The 22,570-nt window shown below is 49.8% G+C and carries 18 protein-coding genes and 3 tRNA genes; 7 read left to right on the top strand and 14 right to left on the bottom strand.

Translation table 11 applies throughout. From position 1 onward, the window contains the following. The first annotated feature begins 212 nt into the window (after positions 1-212). The 3 genes from QUW60_RS09965 to QUW60_RS09975 all read left to right on the top strand — a co-directional run bounded on the left by QUW60_RS09965 (position 213) and on the right by QUW60_RS09975 (position 3,374). Positions 213-2,063 carry a glycoside hydrolase family 13 protein gene (locus tag QUW60_RS09965; RefSeq protein WP_434736863.1) on the top strand — a complete coding sequence of 617 codons (1,851 nt, stop codon included), beginning with the start codon at positions 213-215 and terminating at the stop codon, positions 2,061-2,063. A gap of 270 nt (positions 2,064-2,333) precedes the next feature. Beyond that, positions 2,334-3,107 (top strand): pyrroline-5-carboxylate reductase, encoded by a 774-nt coding sequence (proC, locus tag QUW60_RS09970; RefSeq protein WP_289560195.1) that lies wholly within the window; start codon positions 2,334-2,336, stop codon positions 3,105-3,107. 18 nt (positions 3,108-3,125) lie between these two features. Then, entirely contained in the window at positions 3,126-3,374 is a 249-nt protein-coding gene (locus QUW60_RS09975) for a hypothetical protein (RefSeq protein ID WP_258337146.1), read from the top strand. 5 nt (positions 3,375-3,379) lie between these two features. Here the strand turns inward: QUW60_RS09975 and QUW60_RS09980 are convergent, their stop codons facing one another. The 3 genes from QUW60_RS09980 to QUW60_RS09990 form a co-directional block, all read right to left on the bottom strand. Then, on the bottom strand, positions 3,380-4,735 hold the full coding sequence (locus QUW60_RS09980) for an MATE family efflux transporter (protein ID WP_258337147.1): 1,356 nt from the start codon (positions 4,733-4,735) through the stop codon (positions 3,380-3,382). After that, positions 4,735-5,904 (bottom strand): MFS transporter AraJ, encoded by a 1,170-nt coding sequence (araJ, locus tag QUW60_RS09985; protein ID WP_258337148.1) that lies wholly within the window; start codon positions 5,902-5,904, stop codon positions 4,735-4,737. The genes QUW60_RS09980 and araJ overlap by 1 nt, the downstream gene beginning before the upstream one ends. Positions 5,905-5,988: 84 nt before the next feature. Continuing rightward, positions 5,989-6,696: a M48 family metallopeptidase gene (locus tag QUW60_RS09990; protein ID WP_289560198.1), complete on the bottom strand. Its 708-nt coding sequence runs from the start codon at positions 6,694-6,696 to the stop codon at positions 5,989-5,991. A 92-nt stretch (positions 6,697-6,788) separates the two neighbouring features. On the opposite strand from QUW60_RS09990, the gene QUW60_RS09995 reads away from it, so the two are divergent. Beyond that, the gene (locus tag QUW60_RS09995) at positions 6,789-6,965 is read left to right on the top strand and encodes a DUF4250 domain-containing protein (protein ID WP_258337150.1); all 177 of its coding nucleotides are present in this window, start codon (positions 6,789-6,791) and stop codon (positions 6,963-6,965) included. A gap of 102 nt (positions 6,966-7,067) precedes the next feature. On the opposite strand, the gene QUW60_RS10000 is transcribed toward QUW60_RS09995, so the two are convergent. The 4 genes from QUW60_RS10000 to QUW60_RS10015 all read right to left on the bottom strand — a co-directional run bounded on the left by QUW60_RS10000 (position 7,068) and on the right by QUW60_RS10015 (position 8,607). After that, positions 7,068-8,075, bottom strand: coding sequence for a class II fructose-bisphosphate aldolase (locus QUW60_RS10000; protein ID WP_258337151.1), 1,008 nt, complete (start codon positions 8,073-8,075; stop codon positions 7,068-7,070). 267 nt (positions 8,076-8,342) lie between these two features. Further along, a tRNA-Asn gene (locus QUW60_RS10005) sits at positions 8,343-8,416 on the bottom strand. A 21-nt stretch (positions 8,417-8,437) separates the two neighbouring features. Continuing rightward, positions 8,438-8,511 (bottom strand) — tRNA-Asn (locus tag QUW60_RS10010). Positions 8,512-8,533: 22 nt separating this feature from the next. Beyond that, positions 8,534-8,607: transfer RNA gene (locus tag QUW60_RS10015), tRNA-Asn, on the bottom strand. Positions 8,608-8,865: 258 nt separating this feature from the next. Between QUW60_RS10015 and QUW60_RS10020 the strand changes: the two genes are divergently transcribed. Next, positions 8,866-10,566: a S41 family peptidase gene (locus QUW60_RS10020; protein WP_258337152.1), complete on the top strand. Its 1,701-nt coding sequence runs from the start codon at positions 8,866-8,868 to the stop codon at positions 10,564-10,566. Between the two features lie 91 nt (positions 10,567-10,657). On the opposite strand, the gene QUW60_RS10025 is transcribed toward QUW60_RS10020, so the two are convergent. The 6 genes from QUW60_RS10025 to QUW60_RS10050 all read right to left on the bottom strand — a co-directional run bounded on the left by QUW60_RS10025 (position 10,658) and on the right by QUW60_RS10050 (position 17,527). Beyond that, the gene (locus tag QUW60_RS10025) at positions 10,658-12,502 is read right to left on the bottom strand and encodes a 4-hydroxy-3-methylbut-2-en-1-yl diphosphate synthase (protein ID WP_289560201.1); all 1,845 of its coding nucleotides are present in this window, start codon (positions 12,500-12,502) and stop codon (positions 10,658-10,660) included. An 8-nt stretch (positions 12,503-12,510) separates the two neighbouring features. Then, a complete protein-coding gene (purE, locus tag QUW60_RS10030; protein WP_289560203.1) occupies positions 12,511-13,020 on the bottom strand; it encodes a 5-(carboxyamino)imidazole ribonucleotide mutase in 510 nt (169 codons plus the stop codon). 19 nt (positions 13,021-13,039) lie between these two features. Next, on the bottom strand, positions 13,040-13,423 hold the full coding sequence (gene gcvH / locus QUW60_RS10035; protein WP_258337155.1) for a glycine cleavage system protein GcvH: 384 nt from the start codon (positions 13,421-13,423) through the stop codon (positions 13,040-13,042). Between the two features lie 32 nt (positions 13,424-13,455). Next, positions 13,456-14,052, bottom strand: a complete 597-nt coding sequence (locus QUW60_RS10040) for a hypothetical protein (protein ID WP_289560248.1) — start codon at positions 14,050-14,052, stop codon at positions 13,456-13,458. 100 nt (positions 14,053-14,152) lie between these two features. After that, entirely contained in the window at positions 14,153-15,634 is a 1,482-nt protein-coding gene (rpoN, locus tag QUW60_RS10045; protein ID WP_289560205.1) for an RNA polymerase factor sigma-54, read from the bottom strand. A 228-nt stretch (positions 15,635-15,862) separates the two neighbouring features. Further along, the gene (locus tag QUW60_RS10050) at positions 15,863-17,527 is read right to left on the bottom strand and encodes a nucleoside kinase (protein ID WP_289560207.1); all 1,665 of its coding nucleotides are present in this window, start codon (positions 17,525-17,527) and stop codon (positions 15,863-15,865) included. 217 nt (positions 17,528-17,744) lie between these two features. Here QUW60_RS10050 and QUW60_RS10055 point away from each other — a divergent pair, with 217 nt between their 5' ends. Both QUW60_RS10055 and QUW60_RS10060 read left to right on the top strand, forming a co-directional pair. Continuing rightward, the gene (locus QUW60_RS10055; RefSeq protein WP_289560209.1) at positions 17,745-19,652 is read left to right on the top strand and encodes a tetratricopeptide repeat-containing sensor histidine kinase; all 1,908 of its coding nucleotides are present in this window, start codon (positions 17,745-17,747) and stop codon (positions 19,650-19,652) included. A 119-nt stretch (positions 19,653-19,771) separates the two neighbouring features. Continuing rightward, the gene (locus tag QUW60_RS10060) at positions 19,772-21,184 is read left to right on the top strand and encodes a BACON domain-containing protein (protein WP_289560211.1); all 1,413 of its coding nucleotides are present in this window, start codon (positions 19,772-19,774) and stop codon (positions 21,182-21,184) included. A 63-nt stretch (positions 21,185-21,247) separates the two neighbouring features. On the opposite strand, the gene fucP is transcribed toward QUW60_RS10060, so the two are convergent. Then, positions 21,248-22,564: an L-fucose:H+ symporter permease gene (gene fucP, locus QUW60_RS10065; RefSeq protein WP_258337160.1), complete on the bottom strand. Its 1,317-nt coding sequence runs from the start codon at positions 22,562-22,564 to the stop codon at positions 21,248-21,250. Positions 22,565-22,570: the final 6 nt, after the last annotated feature.

The raw sequence follows: 22,570 nt of genomic DNA on the forward strand, positions 1-22,570 counted from the left end.
GCGCGGAGATTCATGCATTTTCCGTGCGTTTTGTGGCCTTTCCATTTACTTTGCGGTTCATATCCCTTTATAATATCACCTATGGAAAACGCTGGCAACATGTTGAATACAAGACAAATAGCCTTTAAAAGGATTTATATTTTCATTTTATCAGAAAGTGTGTGCCGAACAAACTCTTAAATTTGTGAAAAACCTCAAACACACACTATATCATGAAACCATTAGCTATCATCATGACTCTATTCGGTCTTTTAGGCTTCAAGGCTACGGCTCATGCCCTGACGGTCAAGCAAGTGGCTCCCCAATTCTGGTGGGCCGGAATGAAAAACCCCGAACTCCAGATTCTGCTCTACGGAAACGGTATCGCATCATCCGATGTAACCTTGTCGGGCAAGGACATCAGCATCAAAGAAATCGTCCGGCAGGACAACCCCAACTATCTTCTGCTCTACCTCGACTTGTCGGAAGCCGGACCCCAGCATTTCGACATAACCCTCAGGCAGGGCAAGAAATCAACCGTCATCCCCTACGAACTGAAAGAGCGCACCCGCAAGGGGAGCGACATCCAGGGATTCACATCGAGCGATGTGCTTTATCTGATTATGCCCGACCGCTTTGCCAACGGAAATCCGGAAAACGACGTGGTGGAGGGCATGCGGGAAAACAAGATAAACCGCGAAGACCTGTTTGCACGCCACGGAGGTGACCTGAAAGGCGTAGAAGACCATCTGGACTATATCAGCGACCTGGGAGCGACCGCCATCTGGCTGAACCCCATACAGGAGAACGACATGGAAAGCGGCTCATACCACGGATACGCAATAACCGACTACTATCAGATTGACCGGCGCTTCGGAACGAATGCCGATTTCAGGCAGCTGGTGGACAAGGCGCACCAGAAGGACCTGAAGGTTGTGATGGACATGATATTCAACCATTGCGGAAGCGAGAACTATCTCTTCAAGGACAAGCCCTCGAAAGACTGGTTCAACTTCAAGTCGGAATACGTGCAGACTTCCTTCAAAACGGCCAGCGTGATGGACATCCATGCAAGCAGCTACGAAAAGAAGATAGCCACCGACGGATGGTTCACTCAGGTGATGCCCGACTTCAACCAGCGCAACCGGCATGTGGCGCGCTATCTCATCCAGTCGAGCATCTGGTGGATAGAGTATGCCGGAATCAACGGCATACGCCAGGACACGCACCCGTATGCCGACTACGACTTCATGTCGGAATGGTGCAAGGAAGTGCTTGAAGAATATCCTAACTTCAACATTGTGGGAGAAACATGGCTCAACAGCAATGTGCTCGTGTCCTACTGGCAAAAGGACAGCAGGCTGGCCGCTCCCAAAAACTCCAACCTGCCTACGGTGATGGACTTCCCCCTGACAGACCTGATGGCCAAGGCTTTCGACGAAGAAACCACCGACTGGGCGAACGGCCTGTACCGCCTCTACGATTATCACACGCAGGACCTCGTATATGCCAATCCGATGAACCTGCTGATTTTCCTGGACAACCACGACACATCACGCTTCGGACGGACGGAAGAGCTCGCCCAAAACCTGACACGCTACAAGCAGGCCATGACATTCCTGCTCACTACCCGAGGCATCCCGCAAATCTATTACGGAACAGAAATCCTGATGGACGGCGACAAGGCAAACGGTGACGGATGCCTGAGAAAAGACTTCCCCGGAGGATGGCAGGGCGACAAGACCGACTGCTTCAAGGCCGAGGGCCGCACTTCCTTGCAGAACGAGGCTTATGACTTCACCAGAAAGCTCCTGCAATGGAGAAAGAACAACGAAGCGATAGGAAAGGGAAGCATGAAGCACTTCTCCATCGCCCACGGAACGTATGTCTACCAGAGGGAATACAAAGGCAAGTCGGTGGTAGTCATCATGAACGGAACAGACGAAAGACAGGTACTCGACTTAACGCCATATAAAGAGATACTCCCCCAGACCAGCGCTACGGATTTCCTGAGCGGACAAACCATCAAGCTGGAAGAAAAACTGGAACTCGACAAACGGGCAACGCTTCTCTTGTGCTTCTGAACACGGGAAGAAGGAAAAAACACCCCGACACGCAAACCTCTTCACTGGAGTGATACGACCGTATCACCCCAGTGAAGACATCGTATCATTGCAGTGAAGCGATCTCCTCACTCAAGTGAAGAGATAAACATAACGGGACATCACCGTGCCCCAGCCTCATTTCCCCCAACCGGCTTCAAACAGCTCCCAAAGCCGGCGACAAATTATCACCCGAACGCCTGCTATTTCTCGATAAAAATCTTATCTTTGCAATATACAAACAAACGGAACATGAAAATAGCAATTATCGGAGCCGGTAACATGGGCGGAGCCATTGCACGCGGACTGGCCAAAGGGCATTATATCAAAGCAGACGAAATCGCCGTATCGAATCCGAGCAACGGCAAGCTGGAGATGCTGAAAGCGGATTTTCCCGGCATCAACACAACCAACAGCAACAAAGAGGCGGCATCTGATGCCGACATCGTTATAGCGGCGGTAAAGCCGTGGAAAATGGAAGAGGTGCTGAAACCGCTCCGTCTGCGCCAGCCTCAGATTCTGGTGTCCGTAGCGGCCGGACTTACGTTCGAGAATCTGGCGCACTACGTGGATCCCGAGATGCCCCTATTCCGGGTCATCCCCAACACTGCCATATCCCTGGGCGAAAGCATGACGCTCGTTGCAGCGCGAAACGCCTCGGAAGAGCAGAAAGACCTGCTGATGAAACTCTTCAACGAAATGGGCATGGCCATGCTCATCGAAGAAAAACAGTTTGCCGCAGCCACCTCGCTCACCTCATGCGGCATCGCCTACGTGCTGAAATACATACAGGCGGCCATGCAGGCGGGCGTGGAAATGGGAATAAAGCCGCAAGACGCCATGAAGATGGTGGCTCAGACCGTGGAAGGCGCGGCCCAGCTGCTTCTGCAGAACGAAAGCACACATCCGGCACTGGAAATAGAAAAGGTGACCACTCCGGGAGGCATCACCATCAAGGGAATCAACGAACTGGAACATTCCGGATTCACTTCATCCGTCATCAAAGCATTGAAAACCAGCATATAACCTAAAAAAACGAAAGCCATGAAACGCAACATTCTCATCACGATGGGAATCCTGATTCTGACAGGTTTCGCCGTGCAGGGTTTCGTAGGAGCCATCGGAGGCCTCTTCCTCACCACGCTCGTGGGCATCGTATACGGAACGGCTAAGAAAGACAAGAAGCTGGTGAAATGGTCTGCATCGGCACTTCTGATCACCATCTTCTGCACCATGATCTGCTACTTCTGTATCATGGCGCTCAATGGAGGACACCCGGCCAAGGGCATGTGAAGCATCTACTTCACGAAGCCCTTTTTAGCCCATTTCAAACTGTTCCAGCGCTTGACGAAGATAAATGCCCGGATGTTTTCGTCAAGCAGGAATGCGCACCACATGCCTACCAGTCCCCAGCCGAGACAGATGCCGAAGAAATAGCTGAGCCCGACCGATACGGTCCATTGCACAACCAGCCCTACGTAGAACGGATAATTCACATCTCCTGCAGAACGGAGGGCATTGGTGGCGTAAATGTTCACGGCACGGCCGATTTCAACGATCACGTCAACCACAAGAACAGTCACGCCCAGACGGATAATCTCTTCATTGTCAGTCAGCCAGTCGAAGATGGCATGGCCGGAGATTGCCCAGACGCACGACAATGCCAACGACACGAGAATTGAAAGCCGCATCACGTACTTGCCGAGAAGATAGGCCGCATGAATCTTCTTCCGCCCCACCAGGTGCCCGATACAGATCGCTCCGCCTTGCGCCATGGCTATGGCGAACAAATAAACGAACATCGTCGTATTCACGGTATAGGTGCGTGTAGCCAGGGCATCGTTTCCCAGTATGTTGATAAGGTAAGTGATGACAACCTGCGAAAAGCTATAAGACATATTCTCTCCGGCAGAAGGCAGACCGACTTTCAGCAGGTTCTTCAGCTCAACCCAGGGGAAAGGACGGAAATAGGCCCGCGGAAAACGTGGGATGTGCTTGCGGAACAGGATAACGAACAGCACAACCATGCTCACGCCGCGGGAAAATGCCGTTGAAATGGCCGCGCCTTCAGCACCCAGCTCGGGCATGCCGAACTTTCCAAATATCAGCATGTAGTTGCCGATGATGTTCATCACGTTCACCAGCACCGTCACAAGCATCGGATAAACGGCCTTGTTCGCGCTCCGCAACGAAGCCGAAACGGTCAGCGAAAGGGCCTGAAAGAAAGCAAACGCTCCTACAATCTCCATGTATCCGACTCCGTATTTCAGCAATTCCGGACGCAAGCCCATCCATCCCAAAAGCGTTGGAGCGCCAAAATACAGAATCGCACTGATAACAAGCCCTACAGCCAGGTTCAGCAGCAGGGAAACTCCCACCACCTGAACCATCTTGTTGCGCAATCCGGCACCCAGATACTGGGAACACAGCACGGAAGTACCGATATTGATGACCTCGAACACCAGAAAGGCAAACATGACGATCTGATTGACCACACCCACGGCAGCCACACTCTCGTCAGAATACTGGCTCAGCATGATGGTATCCATCGCACCGAGCATCATGATCAGCAATGTTTCGATAAATATCGGGACGACCAGCTTGCGCAGCTCCGAACGGACCCGAACCGAATGTTGTTGAATAACCTGTTCCATTATCTTTGTACCAGCAATGAATTGAGCTTTTTCTCACGCCTCACATAAACCGACACACTGATGAAGCCTACCATCACAATAAACACGCCGGCCAGTGCCGGATAACGGTATCCGAGCCCCATCTCAATAGGCAGGCCGCCCACATACGCGCCCAATGCGTTGCCCAAATTGAAGGCAATCTGAACGCACGCGGCTCCCATCAGTTCACTGCCCCGCGAGTTCTGCAGAAGCAGCAATTGCTGGGGAGGGGACACGGCAAACAGGGCAGCCGTACATACTCCCATCAATGCTACGGCAAGCCAGGGCACGCCTGCAAAGAAAAAGGTTCCCAGCAGAGCAAACATCATGCACACTTGCGTAAACCTGATCACTGGAGCCAGGCCGTAGAGGTCGCCGCACTTTCCTCCTACCAGATTGCCTACGGTCATTCCCAGCCCTGCCAGCATCATGATGAGCGTCATGTTTCCGGGAGTGAACCCTCCCACATTGATCATCTGGGGAGTAACATAGCTGAACCAGCAGAACACTCCCCCATTTCCGAACATCGTGGTAAAGATAATCAGCCAGGGAGCCAGGTTCTTCAGAAAGCGGAACTGCCCCTTGAAGCCGGTGTCAGGCAATGCAGGAATCGCCGGAATCCATTTCCATATAAGAAAGAACACCAGCAGCCCCCATGCCCCATTGAACATGAAGGGGAAGCGCCACGTCACCATGTTGCTCAGCATCGTGCCGAAAGGAACTCCAAACAGGTTGGCAACGGTCATTCCTGCGGTCATCAGAGCCACCGCCTGCGAAGCCTTTCCCTTGTCAGCCACCTTTTCAGCCACAATGGAACCTGCCCCGAAGAAAGCGCCGTGCGGAAGACCCGAAACGAAACGCATGAACAGCAGCATCCAATAGTTGGGAGCAAACGCCGCACAGACATTGCCCAGAATATAAATGGCCGTCAAGCCCAAAAGTATTTGCTTCAACGGACGAGTACGGGCCACCGCTACCATCAACGGCGCGCCGACACACACGCCGACAGCGTATGCGGAAATGAAATGACCTGCTTCAGGAATGCTTATATTCAAATCGTGGGCCACATTTGGCAATATCCCCATCATGACAAATTCTGCTATCCCCAGCCCCAACGTACCGGAGGCAAGCGCCAACAAACTTTTCTTCATCGATTATTCCTTCTGATTTTTCAGCGTGCAAAATTACGCCAAATTTTGTCCCGATAAACCGGGAAGGCGATTTCTTGACATAAATCAAAAAGAAGTGTGAAAGCCGCGAAGTTCATTCCTCAACTGGTGCGCATGGCCAGCCGTCATCGCATCAAGAAGCTCCCAGAAGCGGGGACCGTGATTCATTTCTTTCGTATGTGCCAGCTCGTGAAGAATCACATAGTCCATCAGATGCGACGGCACCAGCATCAGATAACACGACAGGCTGATAGTCTTTGCCGCCGTACAGCTCCCCCATCTGGAACGCGCTCCCGTAATCCTCACCTTACGGTAAGCAAGCCCGTAACGTCCAGCCCACTCGCTTACCAGCGGAGGAAGGATTTCGGCCGCCGATTTCTTCAGTGCACGAAGAATGGCACCGCGCACAAGTTTCTGCACTTCTTTCAAAGAAAAGTCGGTATCGTGCGGACAATAGATTTTCATTTCGCCGGAATCCGTCTGACGGACCGTGAAACATTTGAGCCTGCTCGGCTCAAGAGAAAGCCGGAAGCATTCAGCCTCAATTCTGAAATCGAAATCAACCGGCTTTGCCGCCACCCTGCTGTATTGCTCCAACAAGTCTTCACGGTGCTGGGAGATGACCTGCAGCACCCGCTCGATTTTTGTGTAGGGCGGCACAGTCACCTGCAATCCTTCAGGCTTCACACGCACCGTGATGTTGCGCATTCTGCGGCGCAGGGCCAACGTGATGCGCCCGAAATCCTTATCCTCAATATAACGTTTTGCTGACATAACGCGGCAAAGTTAGAAAAATACGCCATAACCGATAACAAGATAAGCGGAAAAACGATAACTTTGCGCGGAAAAAACAACAAGTCAAGATTATGGAACTGCCCAAAGATCCGATGATGCTTTACAGCTTCATCAATATGAAACTCAGAGATTTCTATCCTTCACTGGATGCGCTTTGCTCAGACCTGAATGTCAGCAAGGACGAAATAGTCAAGAGCCTGAAAGAGGCGGGCTTCGAATACGATGCCAAGCAAAACAAGTTCTGGTAATTTCCAGCCGGAATAAAATCGGGAGAAATCTGACACATTAAAAAAGGCTGCCCATCCGGACAGCCTTTTATCTTTGTTATAAGGTGTATAGACTTAATTCTATCAGCACTGAGCCAACTTGCCGTCAGAACCCAGAACGTTAAGAATTTTATGTTTGTACATCTTTTCCATTTCGTCACGAGCCGGACCCAGGTATTTGCGAGGATCGAATTCAGCCGGTTTTTCAGCGAATACTCTGCGGACAGCTGCAGTCATAGCCAAACGAGAGTCTGAGTCGATGTTGATCTTGCAAACAGCAGACTTGGCAGCCTTACGCAGCTCTTCTTCCGGAATACCGATAGCAGCTTCCAGCTTGCCGCCATACTGGTTGATCATATCTACATATTCCTGAGGAACTGAAGAAGATCCGTGAAGAACGATAGGGAAGCCCGGCAGTTTTTCCATTACAGCGTCCAATACATCGAATGCCAATGGAGGAGGAACCAGACGTCCGGTCTTCGGATCCAGGTGGCACTGTTCGGGTTTGAACTTGTAAGCACCGTGAGAAGTACCGATTGAGATTGCCAGAGAGTCGCAGCCTGTGCGTGTAGCAAAATCAATAACTTCTTCAGGGTTAGTATATGTATGGTGTTCTGCAGAAACTTCATCTTCTACACCGGCCAATACGCCCAGCTCGCCTTCAACCGTTACATCAAACTGATGAGCATATTCAACGACTTTCTTAGTCAAAGCAACGTTTTCTTCGTAAGGCAGATGAGAACCGTCAATCATTACAGAAGAGAAGCCGAGGTCTACACAAGATTTGCAGAGTTCGAAAGAATCTCCATGGTCAAGGTGAAGAACGATTTCAGGATGTTCGCAACCCATTTCCTTAGCGTATGCTACAGCACCTTCAGCCATGTAACGCAGCAAAGTCTGGTTTGCATAGTTACGTGCGCCTTTAGATACCTGAAGAATAACCGGAGATTTAGTTTCAACAGAAGCCTTGATGATAGCCTGCAACTGTTCCATATTGTTGAAGTTGAAAGCCGGAATAGCATAGCCACCCTTAATTGCTCTAGCAAACATATCTCTAGTGTTTACCAGACCTAAATCTTTGTAATTAACCATTGTTGTAAATATTATAGTTGTTAATAAATGATTTCCGTATGCAAATGTAGCAATAAAAGTGGAACAAGCGCGTTCCGCGAAAAAGAAAATATGTCTGACAACACATATTGTTGACATAAATCATTACATTTTTACAACTGAGAAACACAGATGCAAAGTGTATATTGCAATTGACAAACCACAAATGCATTAGGATATGGACTCTATATAAGGACGGATTCTTTTAAAAGAAAAAGAGGAAACATGCGCCCACATTTCCTCTGAAAGCTCTTCAGGTTGGACTTGAACCAACGACCCTCTGATTAACAGTCAGATGCTCTAACCGACTGAGCTACTGAAGAAGATAAAGTATTCGAAAAAAGCTCTTCAGGTTGGACTTGAACCAACGACCCTCTGATTAACAGTCAGATGCTCTAACCGACTGAGCTACTGAAGAAGATAAAGCATTCAGAAAAAAGCTCTTCAGGTTGGACTTGAACCAACGACCCTCTGATTAACAGTCAGATGCTCTAACCGACTGAGCTACTGAAGAAGGTTTTTCTCAATTGCGTGGCAAAGGTAGCAGGTTATTTTGAATTATGCAATATCTTCGCAAAAAAAATGTCGTTTAATACTGAAAAATATGGCATTTCGCCCCGCTTTCTCCATCACGACACTACAATTGAATGAGATTTTATGCCCGAAAAGCCATGATGAAAACAAATTAAGTTAAATATTGGCACAGTTCTACAACGGTGATTAGAATTATGTGTTTATTTGCGGTCTGTAAATTCAGAAAAAGACGGATATTATGAATACAAGAAAAACTTTGGCCGGGATTTTTACAGTTTTACTGGGATTCGGCCTGGCCAGTTTCCAGGGAAAAGAAGACGACAGGAACTTTCAGATAGCAAAGAACCTTGACTTGTTCAATGCGATTTTCAAGGAGCTGGACATGTTTTACGTAGACACCATCAAGCCGGAAGAGATGATCCAGAACGGAGTGGAAGGCATGCTTGCCCTCACAGATCCTTATACGGAATACTATCCGGAAGAAGAAGTAAGCAGCCTGAAAGAAATGACCACCGGAAAGTACGGGGGCATCGGAGCAGCCATACGCTATTATGAGGCAAAAGACCGCATCGCCGTTGTGGAGCCGACAGAAGGAATGCCTGCAGCAGAGGCCGGAGTCAAGGCGGGTGACATCATCCTCTCCGTAGGCGGAAAAGAGATGGTTCGAGGCAACATGAAACCCCAGGAGTTTTCATCCAAGGTCAGCGAGGCACTGCGCGGCGAGCCTGGAACATCATTCATACTGAAAGTCCTGCGGCCTCTGAAGAACGACAGCACTGTCCTCGAATTCCAGATTACCCGGAAAAATATCCGCACAAACCCTATCCCCTACTACGGCATGGTACGCGACAGCATCGGATACCTGTCGCTATCCAGCTTCACTGAAAATTCAGCGAAGGACTTCAAGAAAGCATTCATCGAACTGAAGCAGAAAGGAGCAAAATCATTGATCATCGACCTGCGCGACAATGGCGGAGGTTCACTGGCCGAAGCGGTAGACATTGTGAATCTTTTCGTTCCGAAAGGAAAGGAAATTGTTATAACAAAAGGAAAGTTGAAACAAGGACAAGGATCTTTCAAGACGCAAAGCGAGCCGGTCGACACACAGATTCCTATAGCCGTACTGGTGAATGGCGCCACAGCATCGGCGTCCGAAATCGTCAGCGGCTCGATGCAAGATCTGGACCGTGCCGTCATCATCGGCACCCGCACCTTCGGTAAAGGGCTGGTGCAGACCATCCGTCCGCTGCCGTACAACGGAACGCTGAAAGTTACTACATCCAAATACTATATTCCCAGCGGACGCTGCATACAGGCCATCGACTATGCAAAAAAGAATGCGGACGGCTCCGTTGCCCGTATTCCGGACAGCCTTACCCATGTTTTCCATACAGCCGCAGGACGTGAGGTGCGCGACGGCGGAGGAATACGTCCGGACATTGAAGTAAAAGGCGACCGCATCCCGAACATAGTGTTTTATCTGATGAACGACGATCTGATTTTTGATTACGCCACCCAGTATTGCTGGGACCACCCGGCACTGGCATCTGTAGATGCGTTCAAACTGACAGACCAGGATTACGAAGACTTCAAAAAGCTGGTGAAATCACGCAAGTTCACTTACGACAGACAAAGCGAAAAAGTGCTGAAAAACCTGAAAGAGGTCGCCGAGTTCGAAGGATACATGGATGAAGCAGCCGAAGAGTTCAAAGCGCTTGAAAAGAAACTGAACCATAATCTCGACAGAGATCTGGATGTTTTCGCAAAACCGATCAAAGAATATATATCACAGGAAATCGTCACACGCTATTTCTACCAGCGAGGAGCTGTAATGGAACGCCTGAAAGACGACGACGACCTGAACAAAGCGATCGAAGTCCTTACAGACACCAAACAATACGACCAGATCCTGTCAGCACCATCCGGAAAAGACAAATGACCGGAACGCCTCAAAGCAGCACCGGCGGCATTCTCCCAAGCTGACAATTGCACGGAAGAATGCCGCCGATGTTTATATACCCAGTCCTATTTCAGACCTGCATATCCGGTTCGTTAGCCTTGATCAGAGCTATCAGCTTTTCCACAGCCTGCTCTTCCGGAATGTTCTTTTCCACGCATTCCTTCTTCTTGTACAGGCTGATCTTTCCGCGGCCCGCACCGACATAGCCATAATCGGCGTCAGCCATCTCTCCCGGCCCGTTCACAATGCATCCCATAATGCCGATCTTCAGCCCGCGCATATGAGAAGTCGCCGCTTTGATACGCGCAATGGTCGACTCCAAATCATACATGGTGCGTCCGCATCCGGGACACGAGATATATTCTGTTTTTGACGTGCGCACACGTCCAGCCTGCAGAATCCCGAAAGCAATTTCATCAACCTTCATGTCGGCAATGTCATTGCCATGATTATACAAAAGGATGCCATCGCAGAAACCGTCGAAGATCAACGCGCCCATATCCGCTGCTGCCTTTATTTCCAGATCCTCAATTTCCTTTTCCTGGTAGAACTGGAAGAAGACAAGCGGATTATGCAGCCCTTCATTCATCAGCTGATGAGCTATGCCGCGAAATTCTCCCAAACGGTTCGGATGATTGCTTTGAGCCACCAGCACCACTTCCGGATGGCACTTCAGACAAGCTATAGCTTCTTCATTAAGTCCCAGATAGGATACAAACAGAAACTTCATGGCTGCACCGCAATGATGCAGGCCAACCAGCTGCTCTGTATTAAAGGCCGGCCAAACATTCTCGCTTCCGTCCCATACAGCCCCATCCACAATATAGCCGATATCTTCCCGGCGATTTCCCGGCATCGACAGCCCACAATAGATATAGTCGGGCTTGAACTGCCCGCTCACCTCCATATTGCCATTCAACCGGGCAGATATAACTACAGGCAAATGCTCGCCGCCAATATTGCGGACAGCCTGCGTATGCCGGCGCGACGGATTCGTATAGCAGAATTCCGGAGCCTCTGCCCCCGGAATATACGGATGATTCTCGCGTCCGGCGATATAGTTGACCAACTTGCGTGCCACCGGAACCTCCGCTTCTGGAGCTTCGCTCAATGACACACGGATGGTATCTCCCAATCCGTCGGCAAGCAATGCGCCGATTCCCAAAGCCGACTTGATGCGCCCATCCTCTCCGTCACCGGCTTCAGTCACTCCCAGATGCAGAGGAAAAGCCATTCCTTCCTTCTCCATCTGCTCCACAAGCAGACGCACGGTCTTCACCATCACCACCGTATTCGATGCCTTGATAGAAATGACCACATTCATGAAATCCTCCTCCACACAAATACGCAGAAACTCCATGCATGACTCTACCATGCCTTCGGGAGTGTCACCGTAACGCGACATGATACGGTCGGACAACGAGCCATGATTCACACCGATGCGGATGGCTGTATGATTTTCCTTGCAGATGTTCAGAAACGGCACGAAACGCTCACGAATCTTTTCTATCTCTTTCGCATATTCCTCGTCCGTATATTCCATTTTCTTGAACGTGCGGGGCGAATCAACATAATTTCCCGGATTGATGCGCACCTTTTCTGCATACAATGCGGCAACGTCTGCCACATTCGGATTAAAATGCACATCGGCAATCAAAGGCGTGCTGTATCCCTGCGAACGGAGAGATATATTGATATTCCTCAGATTTTCAGCTTCGCGTACACCCTGAGTGGTAAGGCGCACATACTCGCCCCCCGCTTCGACAATGCGCTTGGCCTGTTCCACACAAGCATCCGTATCCATCGTAGACGTATTGGTCATGCTCTGCAGACGGATAGGGTTAGCGCCACCCAAAGGAGTGGCGCCAACATATACTTCAATCGCCTGACGGCGAAAATAATTGAAATAGTCCATCAATTGAATCAATTTGTCTTATAAGCGTATTTTACTTCCTTCAACTCTTCGTTGGCCTTTACGATCTTGTTTTTCAGCCCTTCCTTATAAGCCGCAAATTTCCCGGACAGTTCCTCGTCTGCCAAAGCCAGCATCTGGACAGCCAGAATAGCCGCGTTCATCGCTCCGTTGATGGCAACCGTAGCTACAGGTATTCCCGGAGGCATCTGCACTATCGAATAAAGCGCGTCCACTCCATCCAGCGCAGCTCCCTTCACAGGAACGCCGATAACCGGCAATGTCGTATTGGCTGCAATGACTCCCGGAAGTGCAGCTGCCATTCCGGCGGCCGCAATGATCACTTTGATGCCTCGTCCGGCAGCCTCTTTCGCAAACTTCTCCACCTCGACAGGAGTGCGGTGGGCCGAAAGAGCGTTCATCTCAAAAGGCACCCCCATTTCATCAAGCAGCTTGGCAGCCTTCTCCATAACCGGAAGATCCGACGTGCTGCCCATAATGATACTTACAATCGCTTTCATTCAGCAGTTTCTGTTTTTTTTATTGTTCGTTGATAATTCCTTTATATGCTTCCGCATCGAGCAATCCTTCCATTTCTGACACATCCGACGGACTGAGCTTGATCAGCCATCCTTCGCCATACGGATCTTTGTTCACGAGCTCCGGATGCTCTTCCAGTTCCGGATTCACTTCAAGCACCTCTCCTCCTACCGGAAGGAACAGGTCGGAAACCGTCTTTACAACTTCGATCGTTCCAAAGACCTCTCCTTTTTCCAAAGTTTCACCTTCGGTTGTTATGTCCACAAAAACAATGTCGCCCAACTGCTCCTGAGCATAATCTGTTATTCCGACATAGGCGACGTCACCGTCGATACGAATCCATTCATGTTCGCTGGTGTACTTGACATTGGTTGGAAATTCCATGATGATATAGTTTTTAAAGTTAATATTGACATTCAAATAAACAAAATTCCGATGACTCCACAAAACAATCCGATAAAAAATCCTCCGGCAACTTCATTCAGCGTATGCTGGCGCACGATAATCCGCGCCGAGCCAAGAAGCCCGGAAAGCAGAATGAAAAAGCAAAGCCAGCCGATGGGGTTGAAGCGGAAGATGAAGCTGTAAGACAGCAGTCCGCCCACCATCATGCCGCTGCTGGCCATGTGCGTGCTGATTTTCCAGCGGAAATTGACGGCCGAGCAGATAACCATGCAAATCAAGGTAGCCATCACAATCCCGCTCATGTAGCGCGGAAGATGAATCCTGTACATTGCTATAAGGCAGGCCACATAGCTGATTATCGTCATGAAGTAAGGCACGTAGCGTCTTTTCCGGGCGCCAAGCTCATACAAAGTCCATCCGTTGATCTTCTGGAACAGGTAGATGCCGAGCATCGGGACAAAAATGGTAAAACAATAGACAAGTCCCAAAACCGCCAGCTTATATTTCAGCGGCATGATGTTCAGGTATGTAAAGAAGAAGAGCAGCACAAAGGCAAGAAAAGGAACCATAAACGGCGTGAAAATGGCAGAAACAATCTGCGAAGCCATAACCAGCTTCCCGTCCGCTTCATGCCGTTCCCGCTCCCTGCCATGCTCATGATAGGTGAGTTCGTCAGGTATATTCGTTGTTACTCTTTCTTCCATAGGCTTATCTTCTCAACCGTGCCACCGGTATGTTCAGTTGCTGGCGATATTTAGCCACGGTACGCCGCGCGATAGGATATCCCTTTTCCTTCAGCATGTCTGCCAGTTCGTCGTCGGTATAAGGCTTCGCCTTGTTTTCTCCGTCCACGCATTCCTTCAAGATGCGCTTGATTTCGCGCACCGACAGTTCCTCGCCGCTTTCAGTCGTATACCCGTCGCTGAAGAAGAACTTCAGCGGATAGATTCCGAAGTTGGTCTGCACATACTTGCTGTTGCTCACCCGCGAAACGGTAGAAACGTCGAGTTTCGCCCTTTCTGCCACATCTTTCAGAATCATCGGCCTCAACAACGACTCGTCGCCTTCCTCGAAGAACGGCCTCTGCAAGTCGATGATCGCCTGCATGGTGCCCATCAATGTCTGCTGCCGTTGCTTCACCGCGTTGATGAACCCCTGGGCAGCGTCCACTTTCTGCTTGAGGAACATGAAGGCATCCTTCGACTCCTTGCTCTGGTTTGCCTTGTTGCGGGTATGCTCGTCAAGCATGTCTGCAAACTCCCGGCTCAGGCGCAGTTCAGGAACATTCCGGTTGTTCAGGCTTAAAGTGATCGAGCCGTCGTCCCCCGTTTCCACGATGAAGTCGGGCACAATCTGCTGCAGGTTTTTCCCTATAGCCTCTCCCATCGAGCTTCCCGGACGCGGATTCAGCTTGGTCAGTTCAGCGACCGCCTCGTTATATTGCTGCTCCGTAATGTTCAGCTTCTGAATGATTTTCTCCTTGTTCTTCTTGGTAAAGTCGTCACAGCACTTGCTGATGATGTCATACTCAATCTGCTTGAGCGGAGAATCCTCTTTCCGTTTGATCTGGAGCAGCAGGCACTCCTGCAGGCTGCGCGCTCCGATTCCCGCCGGGTCAAAATCCTGAATGACCGCAAGCACACGCTCCAACTGTTCCGGAGTTGTATAGACTCCCTGATAAATGGCCAGTTCGTCAGCAAGCGTATCGGTCGACTTGCGCAGCAGCCCGTCATCGTCCAGCGACCCGATGAGATACTCGCCCAACTGTTTCTCTTCCGGCGTGAGATGCTGCATGTCAAGCTGCTCTTTCAAGGTTTCATAAAAAGAAACCGTATCCGAGAAGGGTATGTCTTCTGCCTTGTCGTCCTTCGAGCGATTGTTCTCCTGAAGCTTGTAGTCCGGAATGTCATCTTCCGTGCGGTAATCGCCCAAAGAGATATCCTCGCCCATATCCGTATTGGGAGAGCCGTCTTCATCCTTCGTATTATAGTCTTCATCAAAATCGTCTTCCGTTCCGGATATTTCCTTGCCCTCTTCCAAAGCCGGATTGTCCAGCAATTCGGCATGTATGCGTTCTTCCAGCTCTACAGTGGGCAGCTCCAACAGCTTGACAGCCAGTATCTGCTGGGGTGAGAGTGTCTGCACCTGCTGCTGTGCCTGTGTCTGAATCTGACGTGAACTTTGTGCCATTTGGTTATTCCTGTTAGTTGGTAGTTGAATGCAAAAATAATAATTTAAAATGAATATCGGCATTCATGCGGACAAAAAGAAAAAAGCCCCCGTCATCGCAACCTCTTCACTGGAGTGATACGATCTCCTCACTGCAATGATACGATCTCTTCACTGGAGTGATGCGAACGTATCACTCCAGTGAAGAGATAAAAATGACGGGATATCGCCAAAGAAGTCCGGCAGAAGTCAATAATTGAAGCTGCTTCCGCCCAAAAACTCGCGCAACAGAGAGGTGGGAGGCAGCTCGCTGTCCTGCACAGAAACGAAGTAATCGAGGAAACGCAGCAAGCGATAAGCCTCCGAGTATTCCGGGCTGCGCTTGGGCACTTTCCGCAGCACCGGCTCCACATGGTCTTTCAGAACCGGAAGTTCGAAGAGCAGCGCCGAATTGAACATTGCGTCCGCATTTTCCTGGTAAGGGAATATCCATTTCTGCTCTCCGGCACGCACACTGGGCCAGCGGGCTATTGTGGCCTCGGCCGAGTAGTTGCGGTATTTATAGTCGCGGATGATGCGGCGCAGCAGGCGGTTGTCCGTCGTCGGTATGTAGTTGTGATTGTCCAGCAGAATGGTTGTCAGCGCCGACACATAGATCTTATACTTGTTTTCGGCCGGGATACGGGGAGTCAGGGCAGGATTCAGCGCATGAATCCCTTCCAGAATCAGAACCATGTTGTCGTCAACACGCAGCTTCTTTCCGCTCATCTCGCGCTTGCCCGTTGTGAAGTTGAAGCGCGGAAGTTCGATTTCCTTCCCTTCGATCAGCGCATTCATCTGCTCCTCAAAAAGAGGCAGGTCGAGGGCATAGAACGACTCAAAGTCGTGGTTCCCTTCTTCATCCAGCGGAGTGTCTTCGCGGTTCACGAAATAGTCGTCCAGCGAAATGGGATAAGGCCTCATGCCGTTCGTTATCAGCTGGATGCTGAGCCTCTTGCTGAACGTCGTCTTGCCGGAAGACGAAGGGCCTGATATGAGCACCAGCTTCACGCGCTTCCCGTTCTGGCTGCGGCCGGCTATCTCGTCCGCTATCTGAGCGATTTTCTTCTCCTGCAGCGCTTCCGAAACGTTGATAAGCTCGGTTGCCCGCCCCTCACGGCATACAACGTTCAAATCTCCCACGGTACTGATCCCCAGAATCTGGTTCCAGTGATGGTATTCCTGAAACACATCGAGCATCTTTTCCTGCTTCACCACGTCCTCCAGCTTTTCGGGGTCCGTCTTGTTGGGAATGCGCAGCAGCAGTCCGTCGTAATATTTCACGATATCGAAACGGCTGATAAAGCCCGTGCTCGGAACAAGGCTGCTGTAATAGCAGTCCACCGTATCGCCCAGACGGTAATAATAAGAGTAAAGCTGGCCCGAGGTGGCAAGCAGCTTCGCCTTGTCAAACATCCCCCGTTCTCCGAACAGACGGACAACATCGTCCGTATGGCATTCCGTGCGGACAAAAGGAATGTCGGCGTCAATAATCTCCTGCATCCGCTGCTTGATGCGGATGGCATCGTCCAGGCCGATGGAGCGGTCGATGTGAAGCTTGCAGAAATATCCCTTCGAAATGGGATGCTCCAGCGTAACGCTTCCGGCAGGATAGAGGTCGTCTACCGCCTTTGCCAGGATAAACACCAGCGAACGTACATACGTACGCATACCCGAATCGCTTGTGATGTCAAGAAACTCCACATCCTTATTGAAATAGACACGGAAAGTAAGGCTTTCCACTTTGTTGTTCACTTTCGCACTCACAGGCCCGTAAGGCATTTGCAGGCCGAATCCGTCATAGATGTCCAGCAGAGAGCTCCCTTCGGGGAATTCTTTGGTCTGACCGTTGTTTTTACAGTAAATCTGCAGCATAATTTTTTCCGTATTGCTATCAAGAGCACATTAATCGGGTGTCAAGTTAGTCATTTTTCTGCTGCCCGCATCAGCCTCCGCCCTCCTAATGGCACGCACGGCATCCATTTTATGTTTTTTTAGCGGAACGGGTTTTTCAGGCCGTCATTTGCACTTTGAAGAATCTTTCTTATTTTTGTCCCCGATACCATTCGAACACATTTTGTCAAGAGATATTATGAAAACAACATGCACCCTTTGCTGGCTATTGCTCTTTTTCTTGTCCGCCCGCGCCGACAATGCAAGCCTTGACCAGTTCCAAACACAGCTCAAACACGCGCTGGATGCCGGAAACAGCGACAGCATTGCCGCGGCATATTGCAGGATGAGCGAATATTATGTATACCGCAACTCCGACTCCGCGCATTTCTTCTGCAAGGAAGGACTGAAATATGCCGACAAGAACAAGCCCGAACCTTACCTGACACTGATAAACAATCTGGCAGACACCTACTTCTCTGCCGGAAAGATGGACATCGCCACCCAGCTCTTCCTTTCGGCAGACAAAGAAGCGGTGCGCCTCGCACACAGCCGCATGTTCCGCGTGTCTGTCCTCACATCAACCGGAGTGACCTACCGGAGGCGTGAAATGCCGGATTCCGCCCTGTTCTACTACAACAAGGCGCTCGGGCTGCTGGAAGGAGAGGAAAATTCCATTTCCGAAGAAATCCATCTGCTGACCAGCATCGCCGTGCTCTACGCCAACACATCCCGGCTTTCGGAAGCCGAAAACTATGTGCGCCGAGCCATGAAAAAGGCAGAGAAATGCGACGACATGGATATGACACTCTATGCGGCCGCAACCGCAGGAAGCATCTTCATCCTGCAAAAGAACTATGCGGAAGCGTCCCGGGTTATCCTTCCGGTTCTGGAGAAAGCCCGGCAGCAGCAGAAGCCGAAGTTCGAGCTGAAGTGCCTTACGTTCCTGCTGAGCATTTTCCGCCAGACAAACAATAAAGATTCGATCAATCACTACATGAAAGAAGCCGACAGGGCCGCGGCACTTCTCCCCGAAAATTCGACGGAGGTCATGGGATACCGTGAAACGCAGTTCCAGATTCTCTCTTCATTGGGAAAATATCGGGAAAGCCTGGCCATACAGCACCGCATCCTGAAAGAAGGAAGCCAGAACATACAGACTCCTGTCGACAACCTGTATAAGCTAATGGCACGCAACTATGCCAAACTGAACGAATACAGACAGGCCGCTGCATACTATGAGAAATGCATCGCCGCATCCGACAGCCTGCGGAAAGAAGCCATTGACGCAGAACTCTCGGAGCTGACCGTAAAATACGAAACACAAGAAAAAGAACTTGAAATAGCCCGGCTCAACGAAGAGCAGCTCAGCCAGAAAGCCCAAACGATGAGATGGACCCTCGCAGCCATCGGACTTTCCGGCATCTTGCTTTTACTCGCCTTATGGTATGCATTGAGCCGCCGGCACGCCAAAAGAAAAGAAGAGCTGAATGTGGCACGGAGCTATATCGAAGGACTGGAACAGGAACGGGCCAGACTTGCCAAGGAGCTGCACGACGGAGTGTGCAACGACCTGCTGGGCATAGGCCTCCAACTTCAGGCACTGCCCATACCCGAAGATTCCAGAAACTATCTGCTGAATCTTACCGAACAAATACGCGAAGACGTAAGGTCTGTGTCGCACGAACTTATGCCGCCCAAATTCCAGCACACAACACTCGATGAAATGGCGGAAGCCTATATTGCCCGGTTCCACATGCCTCATTCCATACAAGTAACGATGAACAAGGAATGCAAAGGAAAAGAATGGAACGAAATCCCGGAACGGACGGCTTACGAAACTTACCGCATCATGCAGGAACTGCTTTCGAACATCGTCCGCCACGCCAATGCCACCAAGATAGAAATCGGCCTGCTGCTTGAGGAGCATACGCTGACCCTTCGCATCAAAGACAACGGAAACAGAACCGGCAAATGCCCCGAAGCTGCAAATGCCGGCGGCATCGGACGGACAACGATTGCCGAGCGGATTAAAATTACCGGCGGAACGTTCGCGGAAGAAACGGATGCGGACATGCAGACTTTTACACTTACAATTCCCTTATAATCATCAAAATAAATCAAAGCCGACAAGCAAAATCACCGTTTTCCATGATTTCTGTTATAAGAAAATTAACGTTCTTTGCAATTGTATAAAAACCATTGTCTAACATAAAGAACAGAAACATGAAAAAGTTATTGCTACAGGGCATTTGCCTTATTTTAATGCTTGCCGGGGCAGGATGTTCGGAAGAAGAGGAAACAATCAAGAGTCTGATCCTTACAGAAGGAACGCAAACCACACAGACCGTCTATGCCGACCAGACATCCGGCACGGGAGGAGGAATAAGCTTTACGGCCACCACAGACTGGACGGCAACCGTAACTGACGTGACTTCAAGAGCAGAAACTGGTTCAGCAACGTGGCTTACATTGAGCCAATACAGCGGAGGACCGGGCGAGTATACACTGACGCTGACCCTCACAACGAATCTGACGGGAAGCACACGCAAGGCGCAGATTGAAATCCGTTGCGGCAACGATGTGATAACCATCACCGTAGAGCAGAGGGCGGAGAACGCTGACGGCAATATGCCGGAAGCACCCATCGAGAGCGTAACCTATCCGGCCAAAGTCAGCAAGATTTCCTACAGGCCGAGCTGCTGGAGCGAATACACAGGATCAGACGATGACCTTAATTTTGACCTTGAGTTCAAGTATGATTCAGAAGGACGCGTAGCTGAATACATCTATTCAATCAATGATTCGGACTATCTGGGAAAGATGACCACTTCTTTCGACTACAGCATCGTGGGAGAGATACGGGCAACAGAAAAGTTCAATGATAGCGATGAAGAGCATTACACGCTGGTATTGGGAAGCAACGGATATGTATCGAAAATGGAAACGAAAGCTACAGACTATAATCCGGCCATCACTTACAATTTCTCATACGATGATACTGACCATCTCTCGGAAATCACATGGGAAACATCGTATGGCTCTCAATACAGCTTGAAATATACTTACAAAAACGGAGCTGCCGAATACACCTACTTGTGGTATGATGACAGCACCAGCGGCCGTCGGGAAGAAAATGAGAACAAATACGGCACAACTCCAAACAACACGCTCAACATCGACCCGAACATCCTGTTTGAAAGTATGGAATATCCATCATACACTAGCGACGGGCCTGAATGCCTTGATTATCTGGCCTTGTTAAGATTCATCGGGAAACGGAGCGACTATTATGTATCTCACCACGAAGACGAAATAGCATATGAATCTGAAATGGCGCAAGGCTATCCGGCAGAAATGATCGGAAAAAAAATCCGTAAGACTTACAGTACATCCGATTTAGATACTGATGATCTGGCTTATGACTTAAGCGAAAACGGACGAATCAACTCCATTACAAAGACAGAGCATGTCACTAAGAAAGAATGGGAATACTATATAAAGGTATTAGACAGACTGCTCTATCCGGAAGATCCGGAAAGGGGATATGATTACGAAAGAGTAGAGGGAAGCGACAAGCTCATAAGCACCTCTAACGGAACGAACACCTATACCTATACATTCACTTACACCAACTAAAAAAATCCTTCTCCATCCTCTTCTTGAAAAGGGGATGGAGAAGAACAACTGCAGCCAATACTGCTATGACCATTTCTTCTGATAGGAACGGTGGCCATAAAAGACAACGATCACAAAGCAGATAAACGGCAATACAAACGACAAATTGACGGACGGCATCCCCCACAATTCATGCAAATCAATAATGGAAGCTTGAAGCGGAGGAAGTATTGACCCGCCCAAGATAGCCATAATCAGGCCAGCGGCCCCGAATTTGGCATCCTCTCCCAGTCCTTTCAAAGCAATCCCGTAGATTGTGGGAAACATCAAAGACATGCAGGCTGATACACCTACGATACAATACATGCCGAGAATGTTCTGAAAAAACATCACTCCAAGCGTAAACAGAGCCGCGCCAATACCCAACGCCCGCAACAGCTGCCCGGGATTGAAGAAACGCAGCAAAAAAGTGCAGACGAAACGGCTCACGCAGAATACCGCCATAGCAAGAATATTAAACTTCTGAGAACGCACCTCAGCCATCTGTTCGGCCATCCCCATATCCATAAACAAACGGGTTCCGTACTGAATGATAAACGTCCAGCACATAATCTGCGCACCCACGTAAAAGAATTGTACGATTACTCCCTCACGGTAACGCTGAACCTTGAAAAGACGTTTCAGCGTAGGGATGAAGTCTATCTTCCCCGAACCATCCCCATTCTTAGGCATTTTTATCAGACGGATCAGTATCAGCACGCAAAGCGTAGCCAACCCTATCACCAGATAAGGAGCAATAAGTGTAGACAAGTCTGCATCGCGTACGGCCTCAAATTCGCTGTCTGAAAGCAAGGCCCTTCCTTCCGTATCCAGCGGATGCAGCCGGCGCTGAATAAATTCCATCGCCACATACATGCCCAGCAAAGCCCCCATCGGATTAAACGCCTGAGCCAGATTAAGACGACGCATAGCCGTTTCTTCCGCCCCCATGGAAAGGATGTAGGGATTGCAACTGGTTTCAAGGAAAGACAGTCCGCAAGTCAATACAAAATAGGCTATAAGGAAAGGATAATAATCGCCGGTCATTTTGGCAGGGAAGAACAGGAACGCTCCCAAAGCATACAGCCCCAGTCCCAGCATGACACCGGCCTTATAAGAATAACGGCGTATGAACATGGCTGCCGGAAAGGCCATGGCAAAATAGCCTCCATAGAAGGCAACCTGCACGAGTGTACCTTCCGTGACGCTCATGCGAAAGATTTTGGAAAAAGCTTTCACCAAAGGGGTAGTAATGTCATTGGCAAATCCCCACAAGGCAAAACAGCTCGTGATGAGCACGAAAGGAATTATGGCTGCCCACGAGCCGTCCCCGACTACGGGTATTTTACGAGTGCTTTTCATGGTTTG

The organism is Bacteroides gallinaceum (assembly GCF_030373775.1).
In the GTDB taxonomy this organism is placed as follows: domain Bacteria; phylum Bacteroidota; class Bacteroidia; order Bacteroidales; family Bacteroidaceae; genus Phocaeicola; species Phocaeicola excrementipullorum.